The 24831-nt window shown below is 64.2% G+C and carries 20 protein-coding genes and 1 pseudogene; 14 read left to right on the top strand and 7 right to left on the bottom strand.

The features are described from left to right. Window positions 1-12: 12 nt before the first annotated feature. Window positions 13-507: a nucleoside deaminase gene (locus tag VLA65_RS15405; protein WP_332603009.1), complete on the bottom strand. Its 495-nt coding sequence runs from the start codon at window positions 505-507 to the stop codon at window positions 13-15. Window positions 508-727: 220 nt separating this feature from the next. Between VLA65_RS15405 and VLA65_RS15400 the strand changes: the two genes are divergently transcribed. The 3 genes and pseudogenes from VLA65_RS15400 to VLA65_RS15395 all read left to right on the top strand — a co-directional run bounded on the left by VLA65_RS15400 (window position 728) and on the right by VLA65_RS15395 (window position 3228). Beyond that, window positions 728-2296 carry an 8-oxoguanine deaminase gene (locus VLA65_RS15400; protein ID WP_332603019.1) on the top strand — a complete coding sequence of 523 codons (1569 nt, stop codon included), beginning with the start codon at window positions 728-730 and terminating at the stop codon, window positions 2294-2296. Between the two features lie 34 nt (window positions 2297-2330). Continuing rightward, window positions 2331-2447, top strand: a pseudogene (locus VLA65_RS22020) (DUF2510 domain-containing protein); the annotation flags it as partial. A gap of 628 nt (window positions 2448-3075) precedes the next feature. Continuing rightward, window positions 3076-3228: a hypothetical protein gene (locus VLA65_RS15395; RefSeq protein WP_332603008.1), complete on the top strand. Its 153-nt coding sequence runs from the start codon at window positions 3076-3078 to the stop codon at window positions 3226-3228. Between the two features lie 131 nt (window positions 3229-3359). Here VLA65_RS15395 and VLA65_RS15390 read toward each other — a convergent pair whose 3' ends face one another. Beyond that, complete coding sequence (locus tag VLA65_RS15390; protein ID WP_172465634.1) at window positions 3360-3536, bottom strand: hypothetical protein; 177 nt, start codon at window positions 3534-3536, stop codon at window positions 3360-3362. 415 nt (window positions 3537-3951) lie between these two features. On the opposite strand from VLA65_RS15390, the gene pucL reads away from it, so the two are divergent. The 4 genes from pucL (at window position 3952) to VLA65_RS15370 (ending at window position 9148) form a co-directional block, all read left to right on the top strand. Next, a complete protein-coding gene (gene pucL, locus VLA65_RS15385) occupies window positions 3952-4866 on the top strand; it encodes a factor-independent urate hydroxylase (RefSeq protein ID WP_332603007.1) in 915 nt (304 codons plus the stop codon). A gap of 130 nt (window positions 4867-4996) precedes the next feature. Next, complete coding sequence (locus tag VLA65_RS15380) at window positions 4997-6487, top strand: nucleobase:cation symporter-2 family protein (RefSeq protein ID WP_306961853.1); 1491 nt, start codon at window positions 4997-4999, stop codon at window positions 6485-6487. Window positions 6488-6606: 119 nt separating this feature from the next. Beyond that, window positions 6607-7431 (top strand): MurR/RpiR family transcriptional regulator, encoded by an 825-nt coding sequence (locus tag VLA65_RS15375; RefSeq protein WP_332603006.1) that lies wholly within the window; start codon window positions 6607-6609, stop codon window positions 7429-7431. A gap of 154 nt (window positions 7432-7585) precedes the next feature. Next, window positions 7586-9148 carry an NCS1 family nucleobase:cation symporter-1 gene (locus tag VLA65_RS15370; RefSeq protein WP_332603005.1) on the top strand — a complete coding sequence of 521 codons (1563 nt, stop codon included), beginning with the start codon at window positions 7586-7588 and terminating at the stop codon, window positions 9146-9148. 163 nt (window positions 9149-9311) lie between these two features. On the opposite strand, the gene VLA65_RS15365 is transcribed toward VLA65_RS15370, so the two are convergent. Further along, window positions 9312-10067 (bottom strand): IclR family transcriptional regulator, encoded by a 756-nt coding sequence (locus VLA65_RS15365; RefSeq protein WP_059389461.1) that lies wholly within the window; start codon window positions 10065-10067, stop codon window positions 9312-9314. A 210-nt stretch (window positions 10068-10277) separates the two neighbouring features. On the opposite strand from VLA65_RS15365, the gene VLA65_RS15360 reads away from it, so the two are divergent. From VLA65_RS15360 to VLA65_RS15335, 6 genes are all read left to right on the top strand, one after another. Then, complete coding sequence (locus tag VLA65_RS15360; protein ID WP_332603004.1) at window positions 10278-11699, top strand: NAD-dependent malic enzyme; 1422 nt, start codon at window positions 10278-10280, stop codon at window positions 11697-11699. Window positions 11700-11713: 14 nt separating this feature from the next. Beyond that, on the top strand, window positions 11714-13309 hold the full coding sequence (gene aceB, locus VLA65_RS15355; RefSeq protein ID WP_306961862.1) for a malate synthase A: 1596 nt from the start codon (window positions 11714-11716) through the stop codon (window positions 13307-13309). Window positions 13310-13311: 2 nt separating this feature from the next. After that, window positions 13312-14580, top strand: a complete 1269-nt coding sequence (locus tag VLA65_RS15350) for a DUF6986 family protein (RefSeq protein WP_332603003.1) — start codon at window positions 13312-13314, stop codon at window positions 14578-14580. 10 nt (window positions 14581-14590) lie between these two features. Beyond that, on the top strand, window positions 14591-15403 hold the full coding sequence (locus tag VLA65_RS15345; RefSeq protein ID WP_332603002.1) for a bifunctional allantoicase/(S)-ureidoglycine aminohydrolase: 813 nt from the start codon (window positions 14591-14593) through the stop codon (window positions 15401-15403). A gap of 254 nt (window positions 15404-15657) precedes the next feature. Beyond that, window positions 15658-16812, top strand: a complete 1155-nt coding sequence (locus VLA65_RS15340; RefSeq protein ID WP_332603001.1) for a serine hydrolase domain-containing protein — start codon at window positions 15658-15660, stop codon at window positions 16810-16812. Window positions 16813-16841: 29 nt separating this feature from the next. After that, window positions 16842-18227, top strand: a complete 1386-nt coding sequence (locus VLA65_RS15335) for an ATP-binding protein (RefSeq protein WP_332603000.1) — start codon at window positions 16842-16844, stop codon at window positions 18225-18227. 61 nt (window positions 18228-18288) lie between these two features. Here VLA65_RS15335 and VLA65_RS15330 read toward each other — a convergent pair whose 3' ends face one another. Both VLA65_RS15330 and VLA65_RS15325 read right to left on the bottom strand, forming a co-directional pair. After that, complete coding sequence (locus tag VLA65_RS15330) at window positions 18289-18534, bottom strand: hypothetical protein (protein ID WP_059389455.1); 246 nt, start codon at window positions 18532-18534, stop codon at window positions 18289-18291. 99 nt (window positions 18535-18633) lie between these two features. After that, window positions 18634-19272, bottom strand: coding sequence for an SGNH/GDSL hydrolase family protein (locus VLA65_RS15325; protein ID WP_332602999.1), 639 nt, complete (start codon window positions 19270-19272; stop codon window positions 18634-18636). Between the two features lie 439 nt (window positions 19273-19711). Here VLA65_RS15325 and VLA65_RS15320 point away from each other — a divergent pair, with 439 nt between their 5' ends. Then, window positions 19712-22321 carry a bifunctional lysylphosphatidylglycerol flippase/synthetase MprF gene (locus VLA65_RS15320; RefSeq protein ID WP_332602998.1) on the top strand — a complete coding sequence of 870 codons (2610 nt, stop codon included), beginning with the start codon at window positions 19712-19714 and terminating at the stop codon, window positions 22319-22321. On the opposite strand, the gene VLA65_RS15315 is transcribed toward VLA65_RS15320, so the two are convergent. Continuing rightward, window positions 22301-24133, bottom strand: a complete 1833-nt coding sequence (locus VLA65_RS15315; RefSeq protein WP_332603018.1) for a glycoside hydrolase family 15 protein — start codon at window positions 24131-24133, stop codon at window positions 22301-22303. The genes VLA65_RS15320 and VLA65_RS15315 overlap by 21 nt on opposite strands. 41 nt (window positions 24134-24174) lie before the next feature. Then, a complete protein-coding gene (locus VLA65_RS15310; RefSeq protein WP_332602997.1) occupies window positions 24175-24759 on the bottom strand; it encodes an adenylate kinase in 585 nt (194 codons plus the stop codon). Window positions 24760-24831 lie beyond the last annotated feature (72 nt).

The raw sequence follows: 24831 nt of genomic DNA, 5'->3' as shown, positions 1-24831 counted from the left end.
AGCCACCGGGCCCTAGTAGTCAATCCTGGAGTCAAGCGTGTTCCAGGTGTTGAAGGGTTCCAGGGTGGCCGGGGCCTGGGGGTCGCCCAGTTCCAGCTTGGTGACCGGCATGAGCGTGTCCCGGTCCTCGTTCTCGAAGTATTCGTAGAAGACGGCGTCGTCGAAGCCGACGGATGCGGCGTCGTGCCGGTCTGCTGCGAAGACCACGTTTCCGATGCGGGCCCAGAGCGCCGAGGCCAGGCACATGGGGCATGGCTCGCAGCTCGTGTAGAGGGTTGCCCCGCTGAGATCGAAGGTGCCGAGTTCGCGGCACGCATTGCGGATGGCGGTGACCTCGGCGTGGGCCGTGGGGTCGTTGGTAGCGGTGACCCGGTTGACGCCTTCGAAGGCGCGGCCATCCGCGGTGACAATGACGGCGCCGAACGGGCCGCCGCTGTTGAGGACATTGGCTGTTGCCAGCTCAATGGAAGTGGCCAAGAAATGTTCGGCCGTGACGGTGGTACTCATGTGCGACTTCCTTAGTGCTGAGGAAGCCTGTAACCAGGGAGGCATCTGAACATGACAGACCAGTGCTGCGATTACCAGGCTTCAGCATGTGCTTTTGAAGGTTTCGCCTGGTAGATAGCTTCCCGGAGTCCGGGTGCCCGCCTTTGGCAAATTGAGATTAGCACCGGTGGTGTGAGCCGCGCCATAGTTTCTGGAAAAAAAGTTTCAACATGTGAAATTCATGCTTGGTGCCCGGCAGGGGAGCGTTTCGCCGCCGGTCACATTGACGCACTTCGGGGAGCCACCTACGCTGGGTGCCACCGGCAGGGTTGACCTCCGGAACCTGGATCAGCAGACAGGAACCACTGAGCTGGAACGCAACTACGCCGACCAGACAAGGATCCCCGTGTCCCAGACATCCGATTTCCAGCCAGCAGCCCCGGCAACGGATCCAAGCTCTTCCCGGCTCTGGATCAAGAATCCCCTCGCAGTGTTCACCGCCAACGGCCTCGACGCCCGCGGCGGCATCGTGGTCAGCGATGGGAAAATCGCAGAGCTCGTCCCCGCAGGAAAGCGTCCATCCGCGCCCTGCCATGAAACGTTCGACGCCGGCAGCCACGTCCTGCTTCCCGGGCTCATCAACACGCACCACCACTTCTACCAAACCCTCACGCGAGCCTGGGGCCCAGTAGCCAACGCTCCCCTGTTCCCCTGGCTGCAGAACCTGTATCCCGTATGGGCGCGGTTGACGCCGGACAGCCTCGAGCTTGCCGTGAAGGTAGCACTCGCGGAACTCCTGCTTTCCGGCTGCACCACGGCAGCCGACCACCACTACCTCTTCCCCGCGGGACTTGAGGACGCGATCGACGTCGAGGTCGGCGTCGTGCGTGAACTCGGCATGCGCGCGACCCTCACCCGCGGGTCCATGACGCTCGGCGAGGACGACGGCGGCCTGCCGCCGCGTTCCACCGTGCAGCGTCCCGAGGTGATCCTCGCGGACAGCGAACGGCTGATCGGGAAGTATCACGAGCGCGGAGACGGAGCGGTTATCCAGATCGCCTTGGCCCCTTGCTCGCCGTTCTCCGTGACCAGGGAAATCATGGCCGAGAGCGCCGCCATGGCCGAACGGTTGGATGTCCGGCTCCACACCCATCTCGCGGAAACCATCGACGAGGAAGATTTCTGCCGTGAGATGTTCGGGCTGCGCACCGTGGACTATTTGGACAGCGTCGGCTGGCTTGGAAAACGCACCTGGCTGGGCCACGGCATCCATTTCGACGACGACGAGATCGCCCGGCTGGGTGCCGCGGGCACCGCCGTCGCGCATTGCCCGACGTCGAACATGCGGCTCGCGTCGGGCACCGCACGGGTGCTGGAACTCGAGGCCGCCGGGGTTCCCGTGGGGCTGGGAGTGGACGGTTCGGCGTCGAACGATGCCTCCAACATGATCCTCGAAGCGAGGCAGGCGTTGTACCTGCAGCGGCTGCGCTACGGCGCGGACGTCCCGGTGGAGCGCGCCCTCGGTTGGGCCACGCGGGGCTCCGCTGCAGCGCTGGGCCGCACGGACATCGGGCAGATCGCTCCCGGCATGCAGGCCGACCTGGCCTTGTTCACGCTCGACGGGCTGCGCTTCTCCGGCAGCCACGATCCCGTCGCGGCCTTGTTGCTCTGCGCGGCGGACCGCGCCGACCGCGTCATTGTCGCCGGTAAATGGCGCGTTGTGGACGGGCAAATTCCCGGCCTGGACATCCCGGAACTTATTGCCAAACATTCAGCCGCCGCACAGAAAATCATCAGGGGTAAGGAGTAGCCTCTCGATTAGGTCGTAGATCAGGAGGCACATCATGACCGTCCCCCAGCACAACACGCCGACTCCTCCAGGTTGGTACCCGGACCCCTCAGGCTCCGGGCAACTACGGTGGTGGGACGGTAACGCCTGGACCGGGAACGCGTGGAACCCGCCGGCCCAGGCCGGCGCGGGTCAGGCCGGCCCAGGTCAGCCCGGCCCAGGTCAGACCGGCGCAGGCCAGGCTGGCGGGGGTCAGGCCGGCCCAGGTCAGCCCGGCGCGGCGTGGCCCGCGGCCGCAAGGCCCGGGCAATACGGGGGGCCTCCGCAATACGCGGGATCGGTCCAGCCCGCGCCGCGCCCGGAAATCAGCAGGGGGACGCCGGTCTACAATCCGTTCATCTGGCTCGTCACCCTGCTGCCAGTGATCACCCTGATCATCCTGTTGCTCTGGAACCCGGTCTTCCACCTGCGGTATGTCGGCGCTCGGCGCGTACCCACCCTCGATCCCAGCGCGTTCAGCGTTCCCTATTTCCTGCTGGTCATTTCAGGCTGGCTCATCTACGGGGTCAGCGTCCTCTTGTCCTACCTCGACTGGCAAAAGTTGCAAAGGGACGGGGTGGTCCGCCCCTTCCATTGGGCATGGGCCTTCCTCGGCGCCGGAGTCTACGTCGTGGGCCGTTCAGTGATCGTCCACAAGGTCGCGCCGCAGCGCGGACTCGCGCCGGTTTGGGCACTGATTGGCCTGACTGCCCTGAGCCTGATCCTGGTGTCCGTCNTTCCTCGGCGCCGGAGTCTACGTCGTGGGCCGTTCAGTGATCGTCCACAAGGTCGCGCCGCAGCGCGGACTCGCGCCGGTTTGGGCACTGATTGGCCTGACTGCCCTGAGCCTGATCCTGGTGTCCGTCAAAGCGAGCATGATCATTTCGACGATCGCCAAGGCTTTGCCAATGTAGCTTCGCCGGACAGACTTTGTCCCGCGACGCTACTTGTCGGTCAACCCGAAGCGGCGGGCGGCACCTCCCCAGGTGCCGCCCGCCTTTTTGGCTCTGTTGCGCAGAGTCCCTCATCCCCAGGGGCAGGAGCCCTAGGAACGCTGCCGGCCGAACACCGGAAGGGCACGCAACCAACGGGAGAAAGTCCCGGGCGTGCGGTCACAGTCGGCCGGAATGTAGAAGTCGGGATCCGTGGCGCCGAACGGCAGGTACAGTTCCTGGCCGGGCGCCGGGAATTCCACGACGTTGTTCTTATCCTGCGAGTCCATCTGTCCTCCTATTTCATGCGCTCAAGTTCTCCGTGGCGATGCGGTTGAAGCTCTTCGTTACTTCCACATCTTGGAAAACATTTTTTGTTATATGGAAATGGTAGAGGGGATTCCCGAACCGCGTCAAGGGGTGTCCGCGGGGCCGCGCCCCTGCCGCCAACCGCCGTCGGTCACATTCGGAAAGTAGATAACGATTCTCCAGAAGTGATGTACACCACTGGCAAAGGTGGGCTACGCTTTCTTCAATTCGTGGCGCAGGTCACGTAACCTGGGAGCAGCAGGCAGGGTCGTAATGAGCTGGCATCAACGGATGCCGGCTCTTTTTTGTTGGGTCGGCTCCACCAGAAACGCGTACGAAACACGCGCTTAATTTCATTGGTGGACCTTAGGGGTTCCACCTCATAGAAGTTGGGATATGACCATGAGCAACAAGATCGTCCTCGGCGACAACCAGTACGGCAAGGCTGAAGTCCGCGTCGTCAAAGTCACCCGCGACACCGACCGCCACCAGATCGAAGACCTGAACGTCACCTCGCAATTGCGTGGCGACTTCCAGGCTGCGCACCTCCAAGGCGACAACGCACACGTGGTCGCCACGGACACCCAGAAGAACACCATCTACGCCTTTGCCCGCGACGGCATCGGCTCCCCCGAAGCCTTCCTCCTGCGCTTGAGCGAACACTTCACCTCGGGCTTTGAGTGGGTCACGGGCGGCCGTTGGGAAGCCGAGGCCTTCACCTGGGAGCGCATCCAGGCACACGGCTCCGAACACGACCACAGCTTTGTCCGCAAGGGGCAGGAAGTCCGCACCGCCGTCGTGGTCCGCGAAGGCAACACAACGCACGTCATCTCGGGCCTCAAGGACCTGACCGTCCTCAAGACCACGCAGTCCGGCTTCGTCGGCTACCCCCGCGACCGGTACACCACGCTGCCCGAGACCACGGACCGCATCCTCGCCACCGACGTCTCGGCACGCTGGCGCTACAACACCGGGCTCGACGCTGCCGGGACCGACTTCAACAAGAGCTACGAGGACATCAAGGCCCTGCTCTTGGAAGGCTTCACGGAGAACTACTCCCACGCCCTGCAGCAGACCCTGTTCGACATGGGCAAGAAGGTCCTCGAGGCCCACAGCGAAGTGGACGAGATCAAGTTCTCGATGCCCAACAAGCACCACTTCCTGGTGGACCTCAGCCCGTTCGGCCTCGACAACCCCAACGAGGTCTTCTTCGCCGCCGACCGCCCGTACGGTTTGATCGAAGCCACGGTCCAGCGCGATAACACCACACCGGCCCCGGCTGCGTGGAACGGCATCGCCGGCTTCTGCTAAGCCTCTAAACACCCGCCCAACTGACTCGCATCAAATGCGAGTCAGTTGGGAGGCCATACCCAAAACCACCTTGTTAGCCAGACAACGTTAGCCAGACAAAGACGTCTGCCATGAACCAAGAAAGTCTGCCATGAACACCAAGAAGAAAACCCGCCCCGCAGGGTCCGGGCCAGCCCGCCCCGAGGACCAGCGCCTCTCGATCGGGAGCACGTTCGCCTACGGCTTCCAGCACGTCTTGACCATGTACGGCGGCATCATCGCCCCGCCGCTCATCATCGGAGCCGCCGCGGGCATGTCCTCGCAGGACATCGGCCTCCTGATCGCGGCCTGCTTGTTTGTCGGCGGCCTCGCCACCATTCTTCAGACGATCGGCATCCCGTTCTTCGGATCGCAGCTGCCGCTGGTCCAGGGCGTGTCCTTCGCCGGCGTTTCCACCATGGTGGCGATCGTCCACGGGGGCGGCGGGATCCAGGCGGTGTTCGGCTCAGTCATTGTGGCGTCCTTGATCGGCCTGGCGATCACTCCCCTCTTCTCCAAGATCATCAAATTCTTCCCGCCTGTGGTCACGGGTACCGTCATCACGACAATCGGACTGACCCTCATGCCCGTCGCAGCGAACTGGGCCATGGGCGGCAACAGCGCGGCACCCAACTACGGCAGCATGGCGAACATCGGACTCGCCGCGGCCACGATGGGAATCGTCCTGCTCCTGAGCAAGATCGGCAACGCGGCCATCTCCCGCCTGTCCATCCTCCTTGCCATGGCTATCGGGACCGTCATCGCCCTCGCCACGGGCATGGCAGATTTCTCCAAGGTCGGCCAGGGTCCGATCGTTGCCTTCCCCACTCCGTTCGCCTTCGGTGCTCCCACCTTCGAAATCGCGTCCATCGTTTCGATGCTGATCGTCATCCTGGTCACCCTGACCGAGACCTCGGCGGACATCATCGCAGTTGGCGAAATCGTGGGCACCAAGGTCGACTCCAAGCGCATTGGAAACGGACTACGCGCGGACATGCTCTCAAGCGCCGTCTCACCCCTCTTCAACTCCTTCACCCAGAGCGCCTTCGCCCAGAACGTCGGCCTCGTGGCCATCACCGGCATCAAGAGCCGCTTCGTGGTCAGCGCCGGCGGACTCATCCTGGTGGTTCTCGGCGTGCTGCCAGTCCTCGGGCGAGTAGTCGCAGCGGTTCCGACGCCCGTCCTGGGCGGCGCCGGCGTCGTACTCTTTGGAACCGTGGCCGCAAGCGGCATTCGCACGCTCTCAAAGGTGGAGTACCGCAACAACATGAACCTGATCATCGTGGCGGCATCCATCGGCTTCGGCATGATCCCGATCGCCGCCCCGAAGTTCTACGACCAGTTCCCGTCATGGTTCTCCACGATCTTCCACTCGGGCATCAGCTCGGCCGCCATCATGGCCATCCTGCTGAACGTGCTCTTCAACCACTTCAAGGCCGGCAACTCGGACAACCAGTCCGTGTTCGTCGCAGGCACGGGACGCGTGGTCACCGAATCGGACATTGCGTGCCTTGCGAACGGCGACCGGTTCGAGAACGGCAAACTGATCGACGCCGAGGGCAAGGAAGTGCCACTCACGTCGTCCACCGCCGTCGAGCACTGACGGTTCTAAAGCGCCTTTCTGCGCCGAACTGGCAGGTGTTGCCCCTCTTCCTCAGCCAAGGAATGGGGCAACACCTGCCATGTCGCGCTAGTTACGGGTCCGCGTGAGACGGTTGTTTCATGAGGATCGATGAGCGAATCGAACAACACTACTCGGAGCTTGGGCCGCAGGAGCAAAAGGCCGCGGATACCCTGCTGGACCGCTTGGGCGACCTTGCGGTCTACAACGCGGCCGAGCTCGCCCAGCTAAGCGGCGTTTCCAAGGCCACCATGAGCAGGCTCTTCCGCCGCCTGGGATTCGCCGATTTCAACGAGGTCAAGGAACACACCCGGAGCCTGAGGTCCAGCGGAGTGCCGCTCGCCAGGCAGGAGGCCGACGGCGGGATCCCCCTGCATTTGGCACAGGAGCAGCAGAACCTGGACCGCCTTTTCGATACGCTCGACGACGATCGCCTCCTCAAGGTGGCACAACAACTGGCTGAGGCCCGGAATGTCCTTCTGATCGGTTTCCGCAACAGTTTCCCTGTCGCCCTCCATTTCCGGCAGCAGCTTCTCCAGTGCCGTTCGTCGGTGGCTCTGGCCCCTCAGCCGGGCCAAAGCGTGGGCGAGGAGCTCGCCGGACTGGACGGGAACGACGTCGTGGTTCTGCTTGGATTCCGGCGCAGGCCCGACCGTTTCGACCGTGTCCTGAAGGCCGCTACCGCCACCGGCGCGAGCACCATCTTGATCGGAGACCCGAGCGCGCGCTGGCTGGCGGCCGACGCCTCCGTCTGGATCGAATGCCCTGTGGAGGGCAGCGCCGCCTTTGACAGCTATGCGTCGGCCATGAGCCTCGTGAGCGTCCTCGCGAACGGCGTGTTGGCGGCGAAGGGCCGTTCAGGAAGGGATCGCGTCCGGGAAATCACCGGGCTGTTCGACTCACTGGAAGAGATCGAGCGACGGTAGTCCGAAGGCGGCCGTGCTCGGCTCGCTCGCCGGGCCCGGCGCCAAGCGTAAAGAAGAGTTAGCGGTCCGGAAACTGAACTGAAACATCTGTTCCATTGAATTGAACCAGTGAAACGACTGCCCCGGTCGTGGAAAACCCTGATTCGAGGAACCGATGGCCGAAGCACAACTCGCCCCAGAGAAGACCGGCACCCTACTTGGCCACCCGATTGATGAAGCCGCCGCACGCCGTGACCCGCGGCTCAGCAACGAAGACCTGGTGCCCCTGAACAACCAGCGCTGGAACAGCTACAACCTGTTCGCGTTCTGGATGTCGGACGTCCATAGCATCGGCGGCTATGTGACGGCGGGCAGCCTCTTTGCCCTCGGCCTGGCGAGCTGGCAAGTGTTGGTGGCCCTGCTGGTGGGCATCGTGATTGTCCAGGTGTTTTGCAACCTCGTGGCGAAGCCCAGTCAGAAGACCGGCGTCCCCTACCCCGTGATCAACCGGGCCGTCTTCGGCGTCAAAGGTGCCAACATCCCGGCCATCATCCGCGGTCTCATCGCTGTCGCCTGGTACGGAGTGCAGACTTTCCTGGCCTCCGAAGCCCTGGTGATCGTGTTCCTCAAGTTCTTCCCGGCCATGAAGCCGTTGTACGACGTCCATCAGTACGGCTTCCTTGGCCTTTCTGCCCTGGGTTGGATTTGCTACGGAATCCTCTGGGTAGCCCAGGCCGCGTTGTTCTGGAACGGAATGGAAACCATCCGCAAATTCATCGACTTCGCCGGACCGGCTGTCTACGTTGTCATGTTGGTTCTTGCGATCTACTTGGTATCCAAGGCCGGCGTCAGCAACATCAGCCTCAACCTCTCCGCCGGCGAACCGCTCGACTTCGCTGCGTCCATCCCGGTCATGATCTCCGCGATCGCCTTGGTGGTGTCGTATTTCTCCGGCCCCATGCTCAACTTCGGCGACTTCGCGCGTTACGGCAAGAGCTTCAAGGCCGTCAAGAAGGGCAATCTCCTGGGCTTGCCCGTCAACTTCTTGTTCTTCTCGCTACTCACGGTCATCACGGCGTCGGCCACCACCCCGGTCTTTGGGCACCTCATCACGGACCCGGTCAAGACCGTGCAGGAAATCGATTCGGTGTTCGCCGTGCTGCTCGGCGGATTGACCTTTGTCATCGCGACCGTGGGCATCAATATCGTGGCCAACTTCATCTCGCCGGCGTTCGACTTCTCCAACGTGAGCCCGCAGAAAATCAGTTGGCGCATGGGCGGCATGATCGCCGCCGTCGGATCCGTCATCCTGACCCCGTGGAACTGGTACTCGAACGACGACGCCATCCACTACACGCTCGGCGTTCTGGGGGCGCTCATCGGCCCGCTCTTCGGCATCCTCATCGCCGGCTACTACCTCGTGGGAAAGCAGAAGGTGTGGGTTGAGGACATGTACACGATGAAGCCAAGCGGCAAGTACTGGTTCCGCAACGGCTACAACCCCAACGCGGTCAAGTCAGTGGCCATCAGCGGCGTAGTGTCGATCGCCTCGGTCCTGATTCCCAAAGCGCTCCTTGACTCCGGAGCCACCACAGTCAACGCAACTTGGATCGGCAACTACAGCTGGTTCCTCGGTTGTGCCTTGGGCCTGCTGACCTTCTGGTACTTCGAAAAGCGATCCCCCATGATCAACCTGGAGCCTAACGGCGTCGAAGTGAACGACGGCGCCCTCGCCTGAGCGCCCGCCGTCATCAAACAGAAACCGCCGGACGCTCGCTCACTTATAGGGCCAAATTCCAGGACGCTCGCTCACCCCGTGAGCGAGCGTCCGCCCGAAACCCGACATAGGTGAGCGAGCGTGCGCCAAAAACCCGACATAGGTGAGCGAGCGTCCGGGACGGTTAGTTCTGGTTCAGCTCGGCCGAGATCGCGAGCGCGGCTTCGCGCAGGAGCGGCACGGCGCGGTCGGCGAAGTGCTGGTCCACGCGGGACACCGGTCCGGAAACCGAAATAGCCGTGGGCGTCGGAGCATTGGGCACAGCCATCGCGAAGCAACGGACGCCGATCTCCTGCTCTTCCTCGTCGATCGAGTAGCCGCGTTCGCGGATCCGGTTCAAATCGGCGAGCAGGGAATCGATGTCCCCGATGCTCTTAGCCGTGGGAGTCGGCATGCCCGTGCGGGCCACGATCCCGCGGACCACTTCGTCATCCAACTGGGCCAGGATGGCCTTGCCGACGCCGGTGTCGTGCGTATGGGCGCGGCGGCCCACCTCGGTGAACATGCGCATGGAGTGCAGGGACGGAACCTGGGCAACGTAGATGACCATGTCGGAATCCAGCACGGCCATGTTGGACGTTTCGCCGAGCCGGTCCACGAGGGACTTCAGCTGGGGGCGGGCCAGTGCTCCGAGTTGCTTGTTGGCGCCTTCGCCAAGCCGGATGAGCCGGGGGCCCAGCGCGTAGCGACGATTGGGCAGTTGCCGGATATAGCCGAGGGACACCAAAGTGCGCAGCAGGCGGTGGATGGTGGGGAGCGGCAGGTCTGTCGACGACGACAGTTCGCTCAACGTGACGTCTCCGCCGGCGTCGGTGATGAGTTCCAGCAGTTCGAAGACGCGCTCGACGGACTGCACGCCTCCCGAGGGCTTTTCAGCCATTCCGTTGTCTCCTATGGCTCGGAATCCGACAACTCTTATCCGCATCGTGAAAAGAATTGCTTAGAACACTCAAGATACAGCACGCGACGCCGGAATGCTTGCCTGCCGATCAGGGCTTGTGTTTCCACTTTGTAGATAATAATATCCATAATACGAAAACATTCGGTTTGAGCGGAGGCCCGCTATGGGCCTGTACGAGGAGGAAATTCAATGGCGAACCCGAGCCCCGGAAATTCGATCACCCTGCGCGTCGCCGCGCCGTCGAGCTTCACTGCCACGAGCGAGCTGGCCGCTGCGGTCGCCGCTGCCGGTGCGGCCGTCACCGCGCTGGATGTGACCGAGTCGCACCACGACACCCTGGTTGTTGACGTCACCTGCAACACCACGGACGAAGACCACGCCAACCGCGTCAAGGACGCCCTCAACGCGCTCGACGGCGTCACGGTCCAGCACGTCTCGGACCGCACCTTCCTCATGCACCTGGGCGGCAAGCTCGAGGTCGTCCCGAAGGTGGCCCTGCGCAACCGCGACGACCTTTCGCGCGCCTACACTCCCGGCGTCGCTCGCGTTTGCCTCGCCATCGCCGAGGACCCGGCAGCTGCCCGCAACCTGACGGTCAAGCGGAACACCATCGCCGTCGTCACCGACGGTTCGGCCGTCCTTGGCTTGGGCAACATCGGCCCGGCCGCGGCACTGCCTGTCATGGAAGGCAAGGCCGCGCTGTTCAAGCAGTTCGCCAACGTCGACGCCTGGCCGGTCTGCCTGGACACCCAGGACACTGAAGAAATCATCATGATCGCGAAGGCCATGGCTCCGGTCTACGGCGGCATCAACCTTGAAGACATCGCAGCCCCGCGGTGCTTCGAAATCGAGAAGCGGCTGCGCGACGAGCTGGACATCCCCGTCTTCCACGACGACCAGCACGGAACGGCAATTGTCACCCTCGCGGCCCTCGTCAACGCGTTGCGCGTGGTGGACAAGAAGCTGTCCGAGGTCAAGATCGTTGTCTCCGGCGTCGGCGCTGCCGGCTCTGCGATCATCCAGCTCCTCAAGGCGCAGGGCGCGCAGCACATCGTCGCTGCCGGCCGCTCCGGCGCTATCCACTCGGGCGAAAAGTACGACGACGAGCACCGTTCCTGGATCGCCGCGAATACCAACGAGGCCGGATTCTCCGGCACGCTGCACGAAGCCCTCAAGGGTGCGGACGTGTTCATCGGCGTCAGCGCTCCGCACGTGATCGGCGAAGAGCAGGTCGCCTCGATGGCCGAGGACGCGATCGTGTTCGCCATGGCCAACCCCACCCCCGAAATCGACCCGGTGATCGCGTCCAAGCACGCAGCGGTGGTGGCCACCGGCCGGAGCGACTTCCCCAACCAGATCAACAACGTGCTGGCCTTCCCGGGCTTCTTCCGCGGACTGCTCGACGCCGGAGCATCGGACATCATCCCGGAAATGCTCGTGGCCGCGGCAGAGGCTATCGCCAACCGGGTCGCAGATGATGAACTGAATGCGAGCTACATAATCCCCAGCGTCTTCGACCCCCACGTTGCAGCCGACGTCGCCGCAGCCGTAGCAAATGCAGCAAACGCAAACGCGCGGAAGCAGCAAACGCAGGCCGCTCGCGCTCTCTAGGAAAGGACCACCCCATGGCTCTCACAGTCACAGACCCCCGGCCGATCGAACGAGCCGAGGAGATCCTGACTCCCAAGGCGTTGGCCTTCGTGGAGGAACTGCACCGCCGTTTCGCGGGCACCCGCACCGAGCTCCTCGCGGCCCGCGTCGCCAAGCGCGAAGAAGTGGCCCGCACCGGCCGCCTCGACTTCCTGCCGGAAACCCAGGACATCCGCGACGGCGACTGGAAGGTCGCCGAAGCACCCGTGGCCCTGCAGGACCGCCGGGTCGAGATGACCGGCCCGGCCTCCCCGGCCAAGATGGCAATCAATGCCCTGAACTCCGGCGCCAAGGTGTGGCTCGCCGACCTCGAGGACGCCAGCACCCCGACGTGGGCGAACGTCATCGACGCCATCCTGAACCTCCGCGACGCAGCCCAGGGCACCCTGAGCTACACCTCCCCGGAGGGCAAGGAATACCGGCTCCGCACGGACGCGCCGCTCGCCGTCGTCGTCGCCCGCCCCCGCGGCTGGCACATGGACGAACGGCACCTGCTGCTCGACGGCGAACCGACCGTGGGCGCGCTGGTGGACTTCGGCCTGCACTTCTTCCACGTCGCCAAGCAGCTCCTGCTCAACGGCCACGGCCCGTACTACTACCTGCCCAAGATGGAAAGCCACCTCGAAGCCCGGCTGTGGAACGACATCTTCGTCTTCGCCCAGGACTACCTCGGCATCCCGCAGGGCAGCGTACGCGCCACCATGCTGATCGAAACCATTCCGGCCGCGTTCGAAATGGACGAGTTCCTCTACGAACTGCGCGACCACGCGTCGGGCCTGAACGCCGGCCGTTGGGACTACCTGTTCAGCATCGTGAAGTACTTCCGCGACGCCGGCGAGTCCTTCATCCTGCCGGACCGCGCGTCCGTGGTCATGACGGCCCCGTTCATGCGCGCCTATACGGAACTGCTGGTCAAGACCTGCCACAAGCGCGGCGCCTTCGCCATGGGCGGCATGGCTGCCGTCATCCCGAACCGCCGCGAACCCGAAGTCACAGCCCAGGCCTTCGAGAAGGTCCGCGCGGACAAGACCCGCGAGGCGAACGACGGTTTCGATGGTTCCTGGGTGGCCCACCCGGACCTCGTCTCCACGTGCCGCGAAGTGTTCGACTCCGTGCTCGGCGACAAGCCGAACCAGCTGGACAAGCAGCGCCCGGAGGTCTCCGTGACCGCCGATCAGCTGCTGGACATCTCCTCCGCCGGTGGCCACGTGACCGAGGCGGGGCTTCGCTTGAACCTCTACGTCGCCGTCGCGTACACCGCGGTGTGGCTTTCGGGCAGCGGCGCCGTTGCCATCCACAACCTCATGGAAGACGCCGCCACGGCGGAAATCTCCCGTTCCCAGGTGTGGCAGCAGATCCGCAACAAGTCGGTCCTGGCCGACACCGGCAACACGGTCACCCGCGAGCTGGTCACCCGGATCCTCGGCGAAGAGACCGACCGCCTGCGCAGCGAGGTCGACGCCGAGTCCTTCGAGAAGTTCTACGAGCCGGCGAGCCGCCTGATCGCGGACATCTGTCTCTCCGAGGACTACACGGACTTCCTCACCACTCCCGCCTACGAGCTGGTGTAGGAATGGCCGCATCCTCCTTCTCTGCGGCCGATTTCGCCGCGATCGACTCCCAACTGGCTGCCACCGACCAGTTGCTGGAGCGCAATTACCCCGGCGACGACGGCACCCGCCAGCCCGTGCACACGGTGTACGTCCCGGCGGACCGTTTCACGCCGTCGCTGTCGGCTGAATGGGGCGCCCAGGCAATCACGACGGCGGAGGCCCACGGCGGTCTCGAAAGGCTCGGTACGTTGCTGGGCCAAGAGCCCGAACTGGCTGCCGCCGTCGCCACCCGTGTGGCTGCCAAGTTGCGCAGTGAACCGATCGAGGACTTGCGCCTCGACTTCGAGGACGGCTACGGCGACCGGGGCGACGAAGCAGAAGACGTCGCGGCCGTAGCGGCTGCCCAGGCTGTCAGCGAAGCCGTTGCCGCGGGGTCCGCGCCGCCGTTCATCGGCATCCGGTTCAAGTGTTTCGAGGCCCCCACCCGGGCACGTGGCCTGAAGACCCTGGACCTGTTCGTCTCCACTTTGGCCTCGGCCGGAGAACTGCCCGAGGGACTCATCCTGACCCTGCCGAAGGTCACCACGGTGGCGCAGGTGCAGGCCATGGACTTCGCGGTCTCCCGACTGGAGGAGATCCACACGCTCCCGGCGGGCCGGCTCCGTTTCGAAGTCCAGGTGGAGACGCCGCAACTGATCCTCGGCCCGGAGGGGACCTCCCCCGTGGCCCGGCTTCCGCACGCAGTTCCGGGCCGCATCAGCGCATTGCATTACGGCACCTACGACTACTCGGCTTCGTTGCAGATCTCCGCGGAGTACCAGTCCATGGAGCACCCGGTGGCGGATTTCGCGAAGGAAGTCATGCAGCTGGCCGTTGCGGGAACGGGCATCCGGCTCTCCGACGGCTCCACCAACATCATCCCGGTGGGCGACAACGTGGAAAACGCGTGGAAGCTGCACGGCCGTTTGGTCCGCCGCTCCCTTGAACGCGGCTATTACCAGGGCTGGGACCTGCATGCTGCCCAGTTGCCGAGCCGTTTCGCCGCAACGTATGCCTTCTACCGGGAGGGCCTGCCCGCCGCCGCGGCCCGCCTCCGCAACTACGTGGAGCGCACCGAAGGCGGCGTCATGGACGAACCCGCCACCGCCCGGGCCCTGGCCGCTTTCGTCCTGCGCGGCGTCCAGTGTGGAGCGGTGGGTGCCGAAGAAGTGCTGGCGCTTGCCGGCGTCGAACTCCCCCGGCTGACTGCACTGGCGCATCCCCGGCTCGCACACACCACCTCCAAGTAAGGATCCAATGATGGGCAAGTACTACTATCCCGAGGGCGGCCTGCCGCCCCAGACCCACCTCACCACCGAACGCGCAATCGTCACGGAGGCCTACACGGTCATCCCCAAGGGCGTGCTGACCGACATCGTAACCAGCAACCTGCCGGGCTTCTCAAACACGCGTTCCTGGATCATTGCCCGCCCGATCTCCGGATTCGCCACCACGTTTTCCCAGCTGATCGTTGAGATCGGCCCGGGTGGCGGCGCTCCCAAGGCCGAGTTCGAGGCCGGCGTCGAAGGCGTCGTCTTCGTCACCAAGGGCAAGGTCAACCTGACCCTCGACGGCGAACTGCACCAGCTCGAGGAGGGCGGCTACGCCTACCTCGCTGCCGGTTCCAACTGGGGCCTTGAGAACGTCTCGGACGACATCGTCTCCTTCCACTGGATCCGCAAAGCCTACGAGCGCCTTGAGGGCTATGAAGCCAAGTCCTTCGTCACGAGCGACGACGAAGTTGAGGCCGGGGAAATGCCGGACGTCAACGGCGTCTGGGCAACCACACGCTTCGCGGACCCCAACGACCTGGCCCACGACATGCACGTGAACATCGTGACGTTCCAGCCCGGCGGGGTCATCCCGTTCCCGGAAACCCACGTCATGGAACACGGCCTGTACGTCCTGGAGGGCAAGGGCATGTACCTGCTCAACAATGACTGGGTCGAAGTGGAGGCGGGAGACTTCATGTGGCTGCGCGCCTTCTGCCCGCAGGCCTGCTACGCCGGCGGCCCGGGTCCGTTCCGCTACCTGCTTTACAAGGACGTCAACCGTCAGGTCAAGCTGACCTAAGGCACTCCTTTCCCAACTGACTCGCAGTTAGTGTCGTTATGAGCGCTCATGACGACACCTAATGCGAGTTAGTTGGGTTTGGGGCCGCGCCCGCGTTTTCGGCGTTGACCCCCTCGCTTCCGAAGAGGACGATCGAAACTACGGGGGCAAGGGCGCCTGGCCGTTGCCCGGCAGCGTAGCTTCAGGAGGCAGCCATGGAGGCGGCGCGGGCCTCTCGGACTTCCCGCGTATCCCGGACTTCGCGGCGAGCGCGGATGGCCGTCGTCCTGGCTCTGATCCTGGCGTCCGGTTCATGCACCTACCCTCTGACGGCTGAACCCCCGGCGAGTAGCTCGTCGTCCGATTCCCAAGGGGCAGTACCCGAATCCCCCGTTGCGGATTTCTTCGCGCATGAAATGCTCAACCGGGGTGCGCCGGCCGTCGTCGTCCAGATCAAAGTCCGGGGCCGGGAATGGTCCCAGGCCTACGGCAGCCAAGACGTCGAGACCGGCGAACCGGTGGCCGTGACCGACCGGATCCAGGCCGGCGGCATCACCCAGTCCATGGTGGCGGTCTCGGTGCTCAAGCTGGTCCAGGAAGGAAAGCTGGGCCTCGAGGACCCTGTCACTCAGTACTTCCCGGAATTCGGGCAGCTCGTCCATCCACCGGGCCCCGTCACAGTCCGCTCCCTGTTGAACCACAGCTCCGGCCTGCCCGACGCGCCTGTTGCCATCCTGAAGGCCATGCCGACCAAGCGGGCCATCGACACGAGGTTCAGCATCGAGGACTACCTCCGCATGGCCGGGACCGTGCCGTGGACGCACGCGAACTTCCAGCTGTTCCGCTACTCGGATGCGAACTACTTCGCCTTGGCGGCGATAGTGCAGAAGCTCCGCGGCCGGCCGATCGGCGATGTCCTGAAGTCAGATATCTTCGTGCCGCTGGGAATGAGCCACACCTCGCTGGCATCCGAACCTGACCGGGATGCGCGCGACATGATCCAGAGCTATGAATTCATCGACGGCGAGCGCGTCAACGCCTCGCAGCCGGAGTATCTCGTCGGTTCCCCCGCAGAGGGCGTCATCTCCACGGTGGGCGATATCAACACGTTCTACGCAGCGCTCATGCAGGGCAGGCTACTCACGGCGAGCACCCTCCGCGACATGCAAACCCTATGGCAGGAGAACCACGGACTCGGGCTGCAGCGGTGGAATGACGAATGCACGAACGGCTTCTACTACGGCTACGGCGGGAGCACCTGGTTTGCGAGCATCGCGTTGTCCACGAGCGACGGGAGCCGCCAGATAGCCATGAGCTTCGCCTATCCATCCGACACGGACAAACACATTGAATCGACGGATGGCAGCGGCCAAGCGGAGTTCGAGCAGCTCCGGCAGGTGGCCATCGCCACCATGAACGGGCTGTGCTGAGTCACGACGCATCCTGCTAGGGTCTGTGCATGGATGAAAAATTGGGGAAATTCATCGAGGACTTCGGAACACTGACAAGGCTCTCCCAGCTTGGCTTTGACCATGGCGACGACGGCGAACAACTTCTACAGGCACTGACCGGGCACCTCGCGGTTCCCGCCCATGAACTGTCCGTCGTGACGGAGGAGATCCCGCAGCACCGTCTGGTGGATGTGGACATCGTGATGGAAGGGCTGGCCGGCCGCGACCCCGACCGGCGGCTGGTAGGAATCGGCGGCGGCGATCAGCGCCACCACATGTCTTTCAGCGACATGTTGCAGCAATCCCGCAGCTACCCGAGGTTTCCCCTCAGCCAGCCGGACTACAGCAACCTGGCCACCGGTCCGGACCAACAGCGCCAGGCCGTTGCGCTGGGGCTCTGGCTCTTCAGCTACGCCGGATCACCCATAGCGGTCCTCCAACGTGGTGCCAAGATCGAGCGTGGCCGGCAGACTGCGTCGCTCGAAGTCCTGGCCACCCACCCTGCCGTCGCGTCGAGGTTCCTGGCCGAGGTGCGGCGCGAAATGGAGCACAAGAGCGTTTTCAAAGGCCAAGTCATCTCGCTCTCCGTCAGCGACTACGGGCCGGGCATCAGCGGAGTGACCTTCATCCGGCGGCCGCAGCTCGCCAACAGTGACGTGGTCCTTCCGGACGGGCTCCTCAGCAAGGTGGAGAGCCACACCCTTGGCATCGCACGGCAAGCGGACATCCTTGCGGCACACGGTCAGCATCTCAAACGCGGCCTCCTACTCTATGGAGCGCCCGGGACGGGCAAGACGCACACGGTCCGGTACCTGCTGAGCCAAAGCGAAGGTACGACGGCGGTGCTCCTCTCGGGCGGCTCACTCGCCAGAATTTCCGAGGCGGCCAAGATCGCGCGGGCCTTGGCGCCGTCCATCGTGGTGTTGGAGGATTGCGATCTGATCGCCGAGGACCGCAGCTTCGGCCACGGGCCCAAACCGTTGCTCTTCGAGGTACTCGACGCCATGGACGGGCTGGACAACGACGCCGACGTCGCGTTCGTTCTGACCACCAACCGGGTGGAACTTTTGGAACGGGCCCTCGCCCAGCGGCCAGGACGCGTGGACCTGGCAGTGGAAATCCCACTTCCGTCCAAGCACGAGCGGGTGGAACTTCTGCGGCTGTATTCCAACGGAATCGCGTTCTCCCCCTCGGCGATCGAAGCCGCGGCAGGCCGGACCGATGGCACCACGGCGTCGTTCGCGAAGGAGCTGATCCGACGCTCGGTGGTCGCCGCCGCGCTGGCAGACGAGACTCCCGGAGACCCGCACCTGGGCACCGCGGTGGGACAGCTCATGGCCGACGGCGAGGCCCTGACCCGTAGCCTGCTCGGAAGCAACGGGAGCGCGGAGTAACCACGTTGTCGATCGTGAGCACTGTCCTTGGCGCCAGGGCCAATCCGGCGACAGGAATCACTCAGGCCGGAGACTTCTCCTGTTCGGGTTCCTGGTCGGCGGGCGTCCACGTGAGCTTGACCGTGGCTCCGTCGTTGTTCTCGTCGATCCTCAAGCGCAGTTCCTCGCCATAGAGGAACTCGTGTTCAAAATGCCGTCCGTCAATGCGCGCCGCATCCAGGAGCTTTGTCATCGCCGTTGCCATCGCCCGGCCCCAGTCATGCGGATTCTTGCTGGACGCGTCTTCAAGGGCTGAATAGCTGACCATAGATCAATTGTTCTCCGGCTCGCGACGTTCTGCCAGACCTCGGTCCGGTCCGGACACCAGCCGGAAGCAGTTTCCGGCTTCCTCCGGTGGCCGCAACTCTTATGATGCACTCCTCGGGCCCGGCTGCAGGCTAAGTCCCGCTGCGGCCATGTCCGCCGCGAGTACACCGGTGAGTTTGGCGTGCCCGGCAGCGTTCAGGTGGACGCCGTCCACCAAGTCCCCGGCAACCTGGTATTTGCTGATCCAGTCCCCGACGCTAAAGAACGGAGCACCGGCCTTGGCCGCAATATTGCCCAGCAACGCGTCAACCTCGGTGCGGCGCCCCCCGCCCGCGTTGGCACCCCTGGCAAGGGTTCCGATCATCACGAGCTTCGCCTGCGGGTACCTCTTTTTGAGGGCGGCGAGGAGCCTGTTGGCGTTGGCCGTGATCTGCTCGTCGCTGGCGTTGTGGGAGGCATCGTTGCCTCCACCTTCGACAACGATCAGCGGCGGCGTCCCGTAGGGCAGGACCCAGTCTCCGCGCTGCAGCGCGTCGATATAGTTTCCGCTGCTGCTCGTCGCGGCGACGTATCCTGTACCGCCCCGGGCCACGGAGTACACCTTGTAACCAAGCGAGCCCAAAGCCCCCCGCGGCCATGAGCCCAGGGGCTCAGACTGGGAGTCCCCGATGAGGACGGCGGTGTGCCGGACGTCCGCGAGGATGATTTCGTTCCGGTTGTTGCTGGGGTTCTTGTACAAGGACCCCACGGGAAGCTTTGACGGATCTTGTCCGGACTCAGGTTTCTTGGGACTTTGGCCCGCTGCGGCTGGACTACCCGAGGGTGCAACGGGTGCCGCTGTCTGCCTGCCGCTGGATGAGTCGCCCGGTTCAGCAGGCGCCTGCGAACAGCCTGCCAAAAGTGCTCCGGCGGCGATCACGGCTGCGGCGGAGCGGAATATGCGAGATTTGTGCATCGGCCTGTCCCGGGCTTGCTTTCTGTTCGTTTTAGCGCTGTAAAAGCAACTTTCCATTGCTCATAGACCGGTGGCGGAACGAGCCGACAGCCTGCCTACGTCGGAGTCTATTGGATCGGGACGGGGAAGGTCACGGCGAGGTGGGAATTATCCTCGCCGGATGGCCGGTGTGGAAGAATTTCATTTCGCACCCCCATCATTCCGACGCACAGATAGGAACCACGTGCACGCACCGGCGCCCGAGCCGGAAACCCGCTCCGTCCCCGATGTCCGTTCGCGGCGATCATGGACGGAAAGACTGCGCTCAGCGCAGCTCACCTTGGGTTTTGTCATCGTTTTCTGGGGATTGGGAGCGCTGACCTCCAGCCTCGCCACGGGGCCGGACGCTCAATTGCGGCTCAATTTCGCACTGACGCCTCGCTCCGTACCTGATCACTGGTGGGCCGCGGCGACGTCCGCCTTCTGGGCCAGGGACCTGACGGGCTATGTGCTGGAAACTGCTTTGGTGCTGTTGCTGGGCCTCCCGCTGGAACGCCGGATGGGACAGCGGGCGTACGCAATCGCTGCGGTCTCCAGCCAGATTCTGGGCGTTGGCATTGCCCTGGGATTCCTTGCCTTGGCCCAGGGCTTGCTCGGTAACTGGACAGCCGAGATAGGCAGCCACCTCTTCGTGGGTCCGAGTGCGTTCATCATCGGTACCGCCATGGCGGGTACTGCGTCCATGGCAACCCTGTGGAGGCGCCGGATCCGGCTTGTCGTCTTCGCCTTGTTGCTCCTCCTGGCCCTCTACAGCGGAGGGTTTGCGGACTTGGTCAGGCTCGGCGCCGCAACCGCGGGCACGGTTCTCGGGCCCCTGCTCATGGGCCGCCGGCCGAGGTTTGCACGCCCGGTCAGTTCCCGGCACGAAGGCCGGGTGCTCCTTTCGCTTCTCCTTGCCGCATCGGCGATCGGTCCGGTAGTCGCCGGCCTCATCCCGCATGCAGTGGGGCCGTTGTCCATCCTGCGTTTCCTGTTCACCAACATCCAGCCTGTCGATCCCCAAGCACTCCAGAACGTCTGCTCCGATCCGGCGCAAGCGAAGGACTGTGCGGTCGCGCAGTTGCAATTACGTGCCGGGGCCGGTGGGATCTTCATGGCCATCCTTCCGTCCTTCCTCTTGCTGCTGCTTGCGGAGGGCCTGCGCCGCGGACGGCGCTTTGCCTGGGTGGGGACCCTTTTGATCCAGGTGGGGCTTTCCGTTCTCGCCGGAATCGCACTCGCCGGAGTCTTGCAGCAGACTACTTCAGACACCGGCGCCAGCGAGGGGATTGTCGCAATCGAAGGATCGGCTTCCTCGCAGCCGTTCACTTTTGCCCTGCCGCTGCTCCTGCCCCTTGCGCTGACCATCATTCTGCTCGCGACCCGGCGCTTGTTTCATGTCCAGGCCCCGAAGGGGACCTACCGGCGCCTCGCGGTGCGTGTACTTGCGATGGCTGCCGTGCTCAGTGCCGTCTATGTCGGCGCCGGCCTCTTGCTCGCCCAGGACTTCTCCCCCGTTCCGGGACTACCGGAACTACTGGCGGATGTCCCGGACCGCTTCCTTCCGCTGGGCTTCGTCCTGGATGTTCCCCCGGCGATCTTCCCCCAAGGCACGGCCGCCGTTCTCGTGTACGAGGGCGTCGGCGTCGTCTTTTGGGCGGTCGCCGGTGTCCTGATCTTCAGGACCTTCCTCCACCAGGCCCACACCCGGCACGACGCCAGTACGGAGCGTGCCCGGAAAGTCATCAAGACGTGGGAGGGAAGCTCACTGTCCTGGATGACCACGTGGCCGGGAAACATGTACTGGTTCTCCCCTTCCGGGCAGTCGTTTGTTGCCTACCGTGTGAGCACGGGGGTCGCCCTCACGCTCGGCGGCCCGGTGGGACCCACATCCGAGAAAACCGCCGTCTTCGAAGAGTTTGCCCGTTATTGCAGGGGCAATGGGTGGACGCCGTGTTTCTACTCGGTGCCCCAAGAGTTGCGCGACCATGCGGATTCCGCCGGATGGAGCTCTGCGCAGGTAGCCCAGGAAACGGTCCTGCCATTGCATTCGGTCTCCTTCAAGGGAAAGAAGTTCCAGGACATCCGTACGGCGTTGAACAACGCATCGAAGGCGGGCATCCGCTACGAATGGACGAGCTATGCCTCGGCTCCCTTCTCGGTCCAGGTCCAGATCGAGGAAATCTCCGAAGAATGGGTGGCAGACAGGAACATGCCCGAAATGGGCTTTACCTTGGGCAGCCTCGACGAACTCGACGATCCGGAGGTGCGCTGCCTCCTTGCAATCGACAAACGCCACACGGTCCACGCAGTCACCTCTTGGCTGCCCGTATACCGCAACGGTCACATCGTCGGCTGGACCCTCGATTTCATGCGTCGCCGTAGCGGCGGCTTCCGGGCCAGCATCGAATTCCTCATCGCGTCCGCGGCCCTCAGCCTCAAGGATGAAGGATGCGAATTCGTGAGCCTCTCCGGTGCGCCCCTGGCTCGGGCCGAAGAGGACCCTTCCGAGATGCCACGCCCGAAGCCGCGATCCCGCCCTCCCGGCAACCTCGACCGCCTGCTCGACTGGTTGGGGGCGACTTTGGAACCGGTCTACGGATTCCGGTCCCTCTTGGCATTCAAAGCAAAATTCCGGCCCCGATACGAGCCGCTCTACATGCTCTACCCCGACGCCGCTTCCCTGCCCGCCGTTGGGACCGCAGTGGCACGGGCCTACCTGCCAACGCTCAATCTCGGAGCGGGCCTGGCCTTGGCAGGCCGGATCTTCCGATGGCCCAAGCGCTCCGGAACGTCAGGGCGAAACCGCTCCTGAGGCCGACGACGGTTCTGGTGCCTCTGCAGGAGAGCCCGACGCCGGGACCCCGCCGATCGGGACATTGCTGTGGTGCGCTTTGCCGTGGTGAAGTTGCAAGGCGCTGAGCACCAAACCGAAATGGCTGAAGGCCTGGGGCGTATTGCCAAGTTGCCGGCCCGCGTGTGCGTCCCATTCTTCGCTCAACAGGCCCACGTCATTGCGCAGGGCCAGGAGCCTCTCGAAGAGGGCTGTCGCCTCTGCCCGGCGCCCGGCGCCCAAGAGTGCGTCCACCATCCAGAAGGAACACGCAAGGAAGACGCCCTCCCCGCCCGGCAGTCCGTCGTTACTGTCTTGCGGGCGGTAGCGCAGCACAAAGCCGTCTTCGGTCAGCTCACGCTGGATGGCGTCAATGGTGCCGATCACGCGCGGATCGTCGTGCGGCAGGAAGCCCACCTTGGGGATGAGGAGAAGGCTCGCGTCCAGCTCCTTGCTCCCGTAGGACTGGACGAACGTGTTGCGCTCCGCGTCGAATCCGTGGGTCATGACTTCGTCGTGGATGGTGTCCCGCAAAGCCTCCCAGCGATCCAGCGGACCGGGCATCCCGGCTTCACGGATTCCGCGGACCATGCGGTCCGCCGCAACCCAGGCCATCACCTTTGAATGCACGAAGTGGCGCCGCGGGCCGCGTACTTCCCAGAGCCCGTTGTCCGGCTTGTCCCACGTGCTCTCAAGGTGGCGCATGAGGGCGGTCTGGATGGCCCAGGACTCATCGCCGACGGTCATCAGCGATGCCCGGGTCAGGGACAGGCAGTCCAGGACTTCTCCCCAGACGTCCAGCTGGAGCTGCTCCGCTGCCGCATTCCCGATGCGCACCGGTTTCGAACCCTGGTATCCGGAAAGCCACGTCAGCTCCGACTCGGGCAACCGCCGGCGACCGTGCAGGCTGTACATGATCTGGAGGTCGGCCGGGTCGCCTGCCACTGCGCGGAGTAGCCAATCCCGCCACGCGCTGGCCTCCTCGGTGTAGCCCGCGGCCAGGAAGGCTTGAAGGGTCAACGTGGCATCACGCAGCCAGCAATAGCGGTAGTCCCAGTTCCGCGGTCCGCCGATCTGTTCGGGGAGCGAAGTAGTGGCGGCGGCAACGATGCCCCCGGTTGGCGCATAGGTGAGGGCCTTCAGCGTGATCAAGGAACGCTGGACGGCTTTCCGGTAAGGCCCCCGGACGTTGCAACGCTTGGACCAATCCGTCCAGAATGCCGAGGTGTCTTCGAGGGCGATATCCGCCTCGACGGTGCGGGGCCGCCGTTCGTGGCTGGGCGCCCACGTCAGGACGAAGGGCACGTGGTCACCCGCGTTCACGGTGAACTCGCTGACCGTGGTGAAGTCCTTGCCTACCAACGGCGCAGGGGTCTTGAGGTAGACGGAGTCCGGACCGGCAACCGCGCGGAGGCCGTGCCTGTCGCGGCGGACCCAGGGCACCACGTGCCCATAGTCGAACCTCAGGATCAGTTCCCCGCGCATCTTGACCGTCCCGCGGATCCCTTCCACCACGCGCACGATGTCCGCGACGGCGTCGCGCGGCGGCATGAAGTCGATGACCCGGACGTGCCCTTCTTTGGTTTCCCACTCTGTTTCCAGGATGAGGGTCCCGTCCCGGTACTGGCGGCGCGTGCAAATTCCCCCGGCTTCAGGTGCCAGGAGCCAACGCCCCGCTTGGGGGGAATCCAGGAGCGCGGCGAAGCACGCCGGCGAATCGAAGCGCGGGAGGCACAGCCAGTCCATGGAGCCCGCCGTGCTGACCAGGGCTGCGGTGTGCAGGTCCCCGATCATCGCATAGTCTTCGATTCTTTGGCCGGTAGGCGGTTGACCGTTCACTGTCCCTTTCCTAGTGCTGATTCAATGGCGGCTATGGCCTTGGCCGTGATCTCTTCCCGCCGGCCGGAGCCATCGACGGCGAGGACTATCCCACGCTCGGAGTACCGCTCGACCACCGCCTGTGTCTCGTTGCGGTAGAGCTCCAGGCGACGCCGGATCACCGGTGCTGTGTCATCGCTTCGGCCCTGCACCTGTGCCCTGCGGAGCATCCGCGCGACGAGCTCGTCGTCGTCGACCGCCAGTTCGACGACGGCATCCAGCTGCTGCCGGTTGCCGGCCAGAATGCCGTCCAAAGCCTCGATCTGCGCCGTGGTGCGGGGATATCCGTCAAGGAGAAATCCTGCCAAGACGTCGGTGTTGCCAAGCCTCTGGCGGATCATGGCGTTGGTGACGTGATCCGGCACGAATTCGCCGCTGTCCATGTACTTGCTGGCCTCGGCTCCGAGTTCCGTCTTGCCGCCGACGTGCGCGCGGAAGATGTCTCCCGTGGAAATGGCAGGTATGCCGAAATGACCGGCGATGTGCTCAGCCTGGGTACCTTTGCCCGAGCCAGGAGGGCCCATGATGATCAATCGCGTCATGATACTGTCCCGTTCGTGAAGCGGTTTGCGTGCCCCGGCATTGTGGCTCGAGCTTAGCAACTGTGGAGCGCT

This window comes from Arthrobacter sp. S2(2024) (assembly GCF_036662515.1).
In the GTDB taxonomy this organism is placed as follows: domain Bacteria; phylum Actinomycetota; class Actinomycetes; order Actinomycetales; family Micrococcaceae; genus Arthrobacter.
The sequence above is the reverse complement of the archived record's forward strand: the minus strand, read 5'-3'. Positions and strand labels throughout refer to the sequence as shown.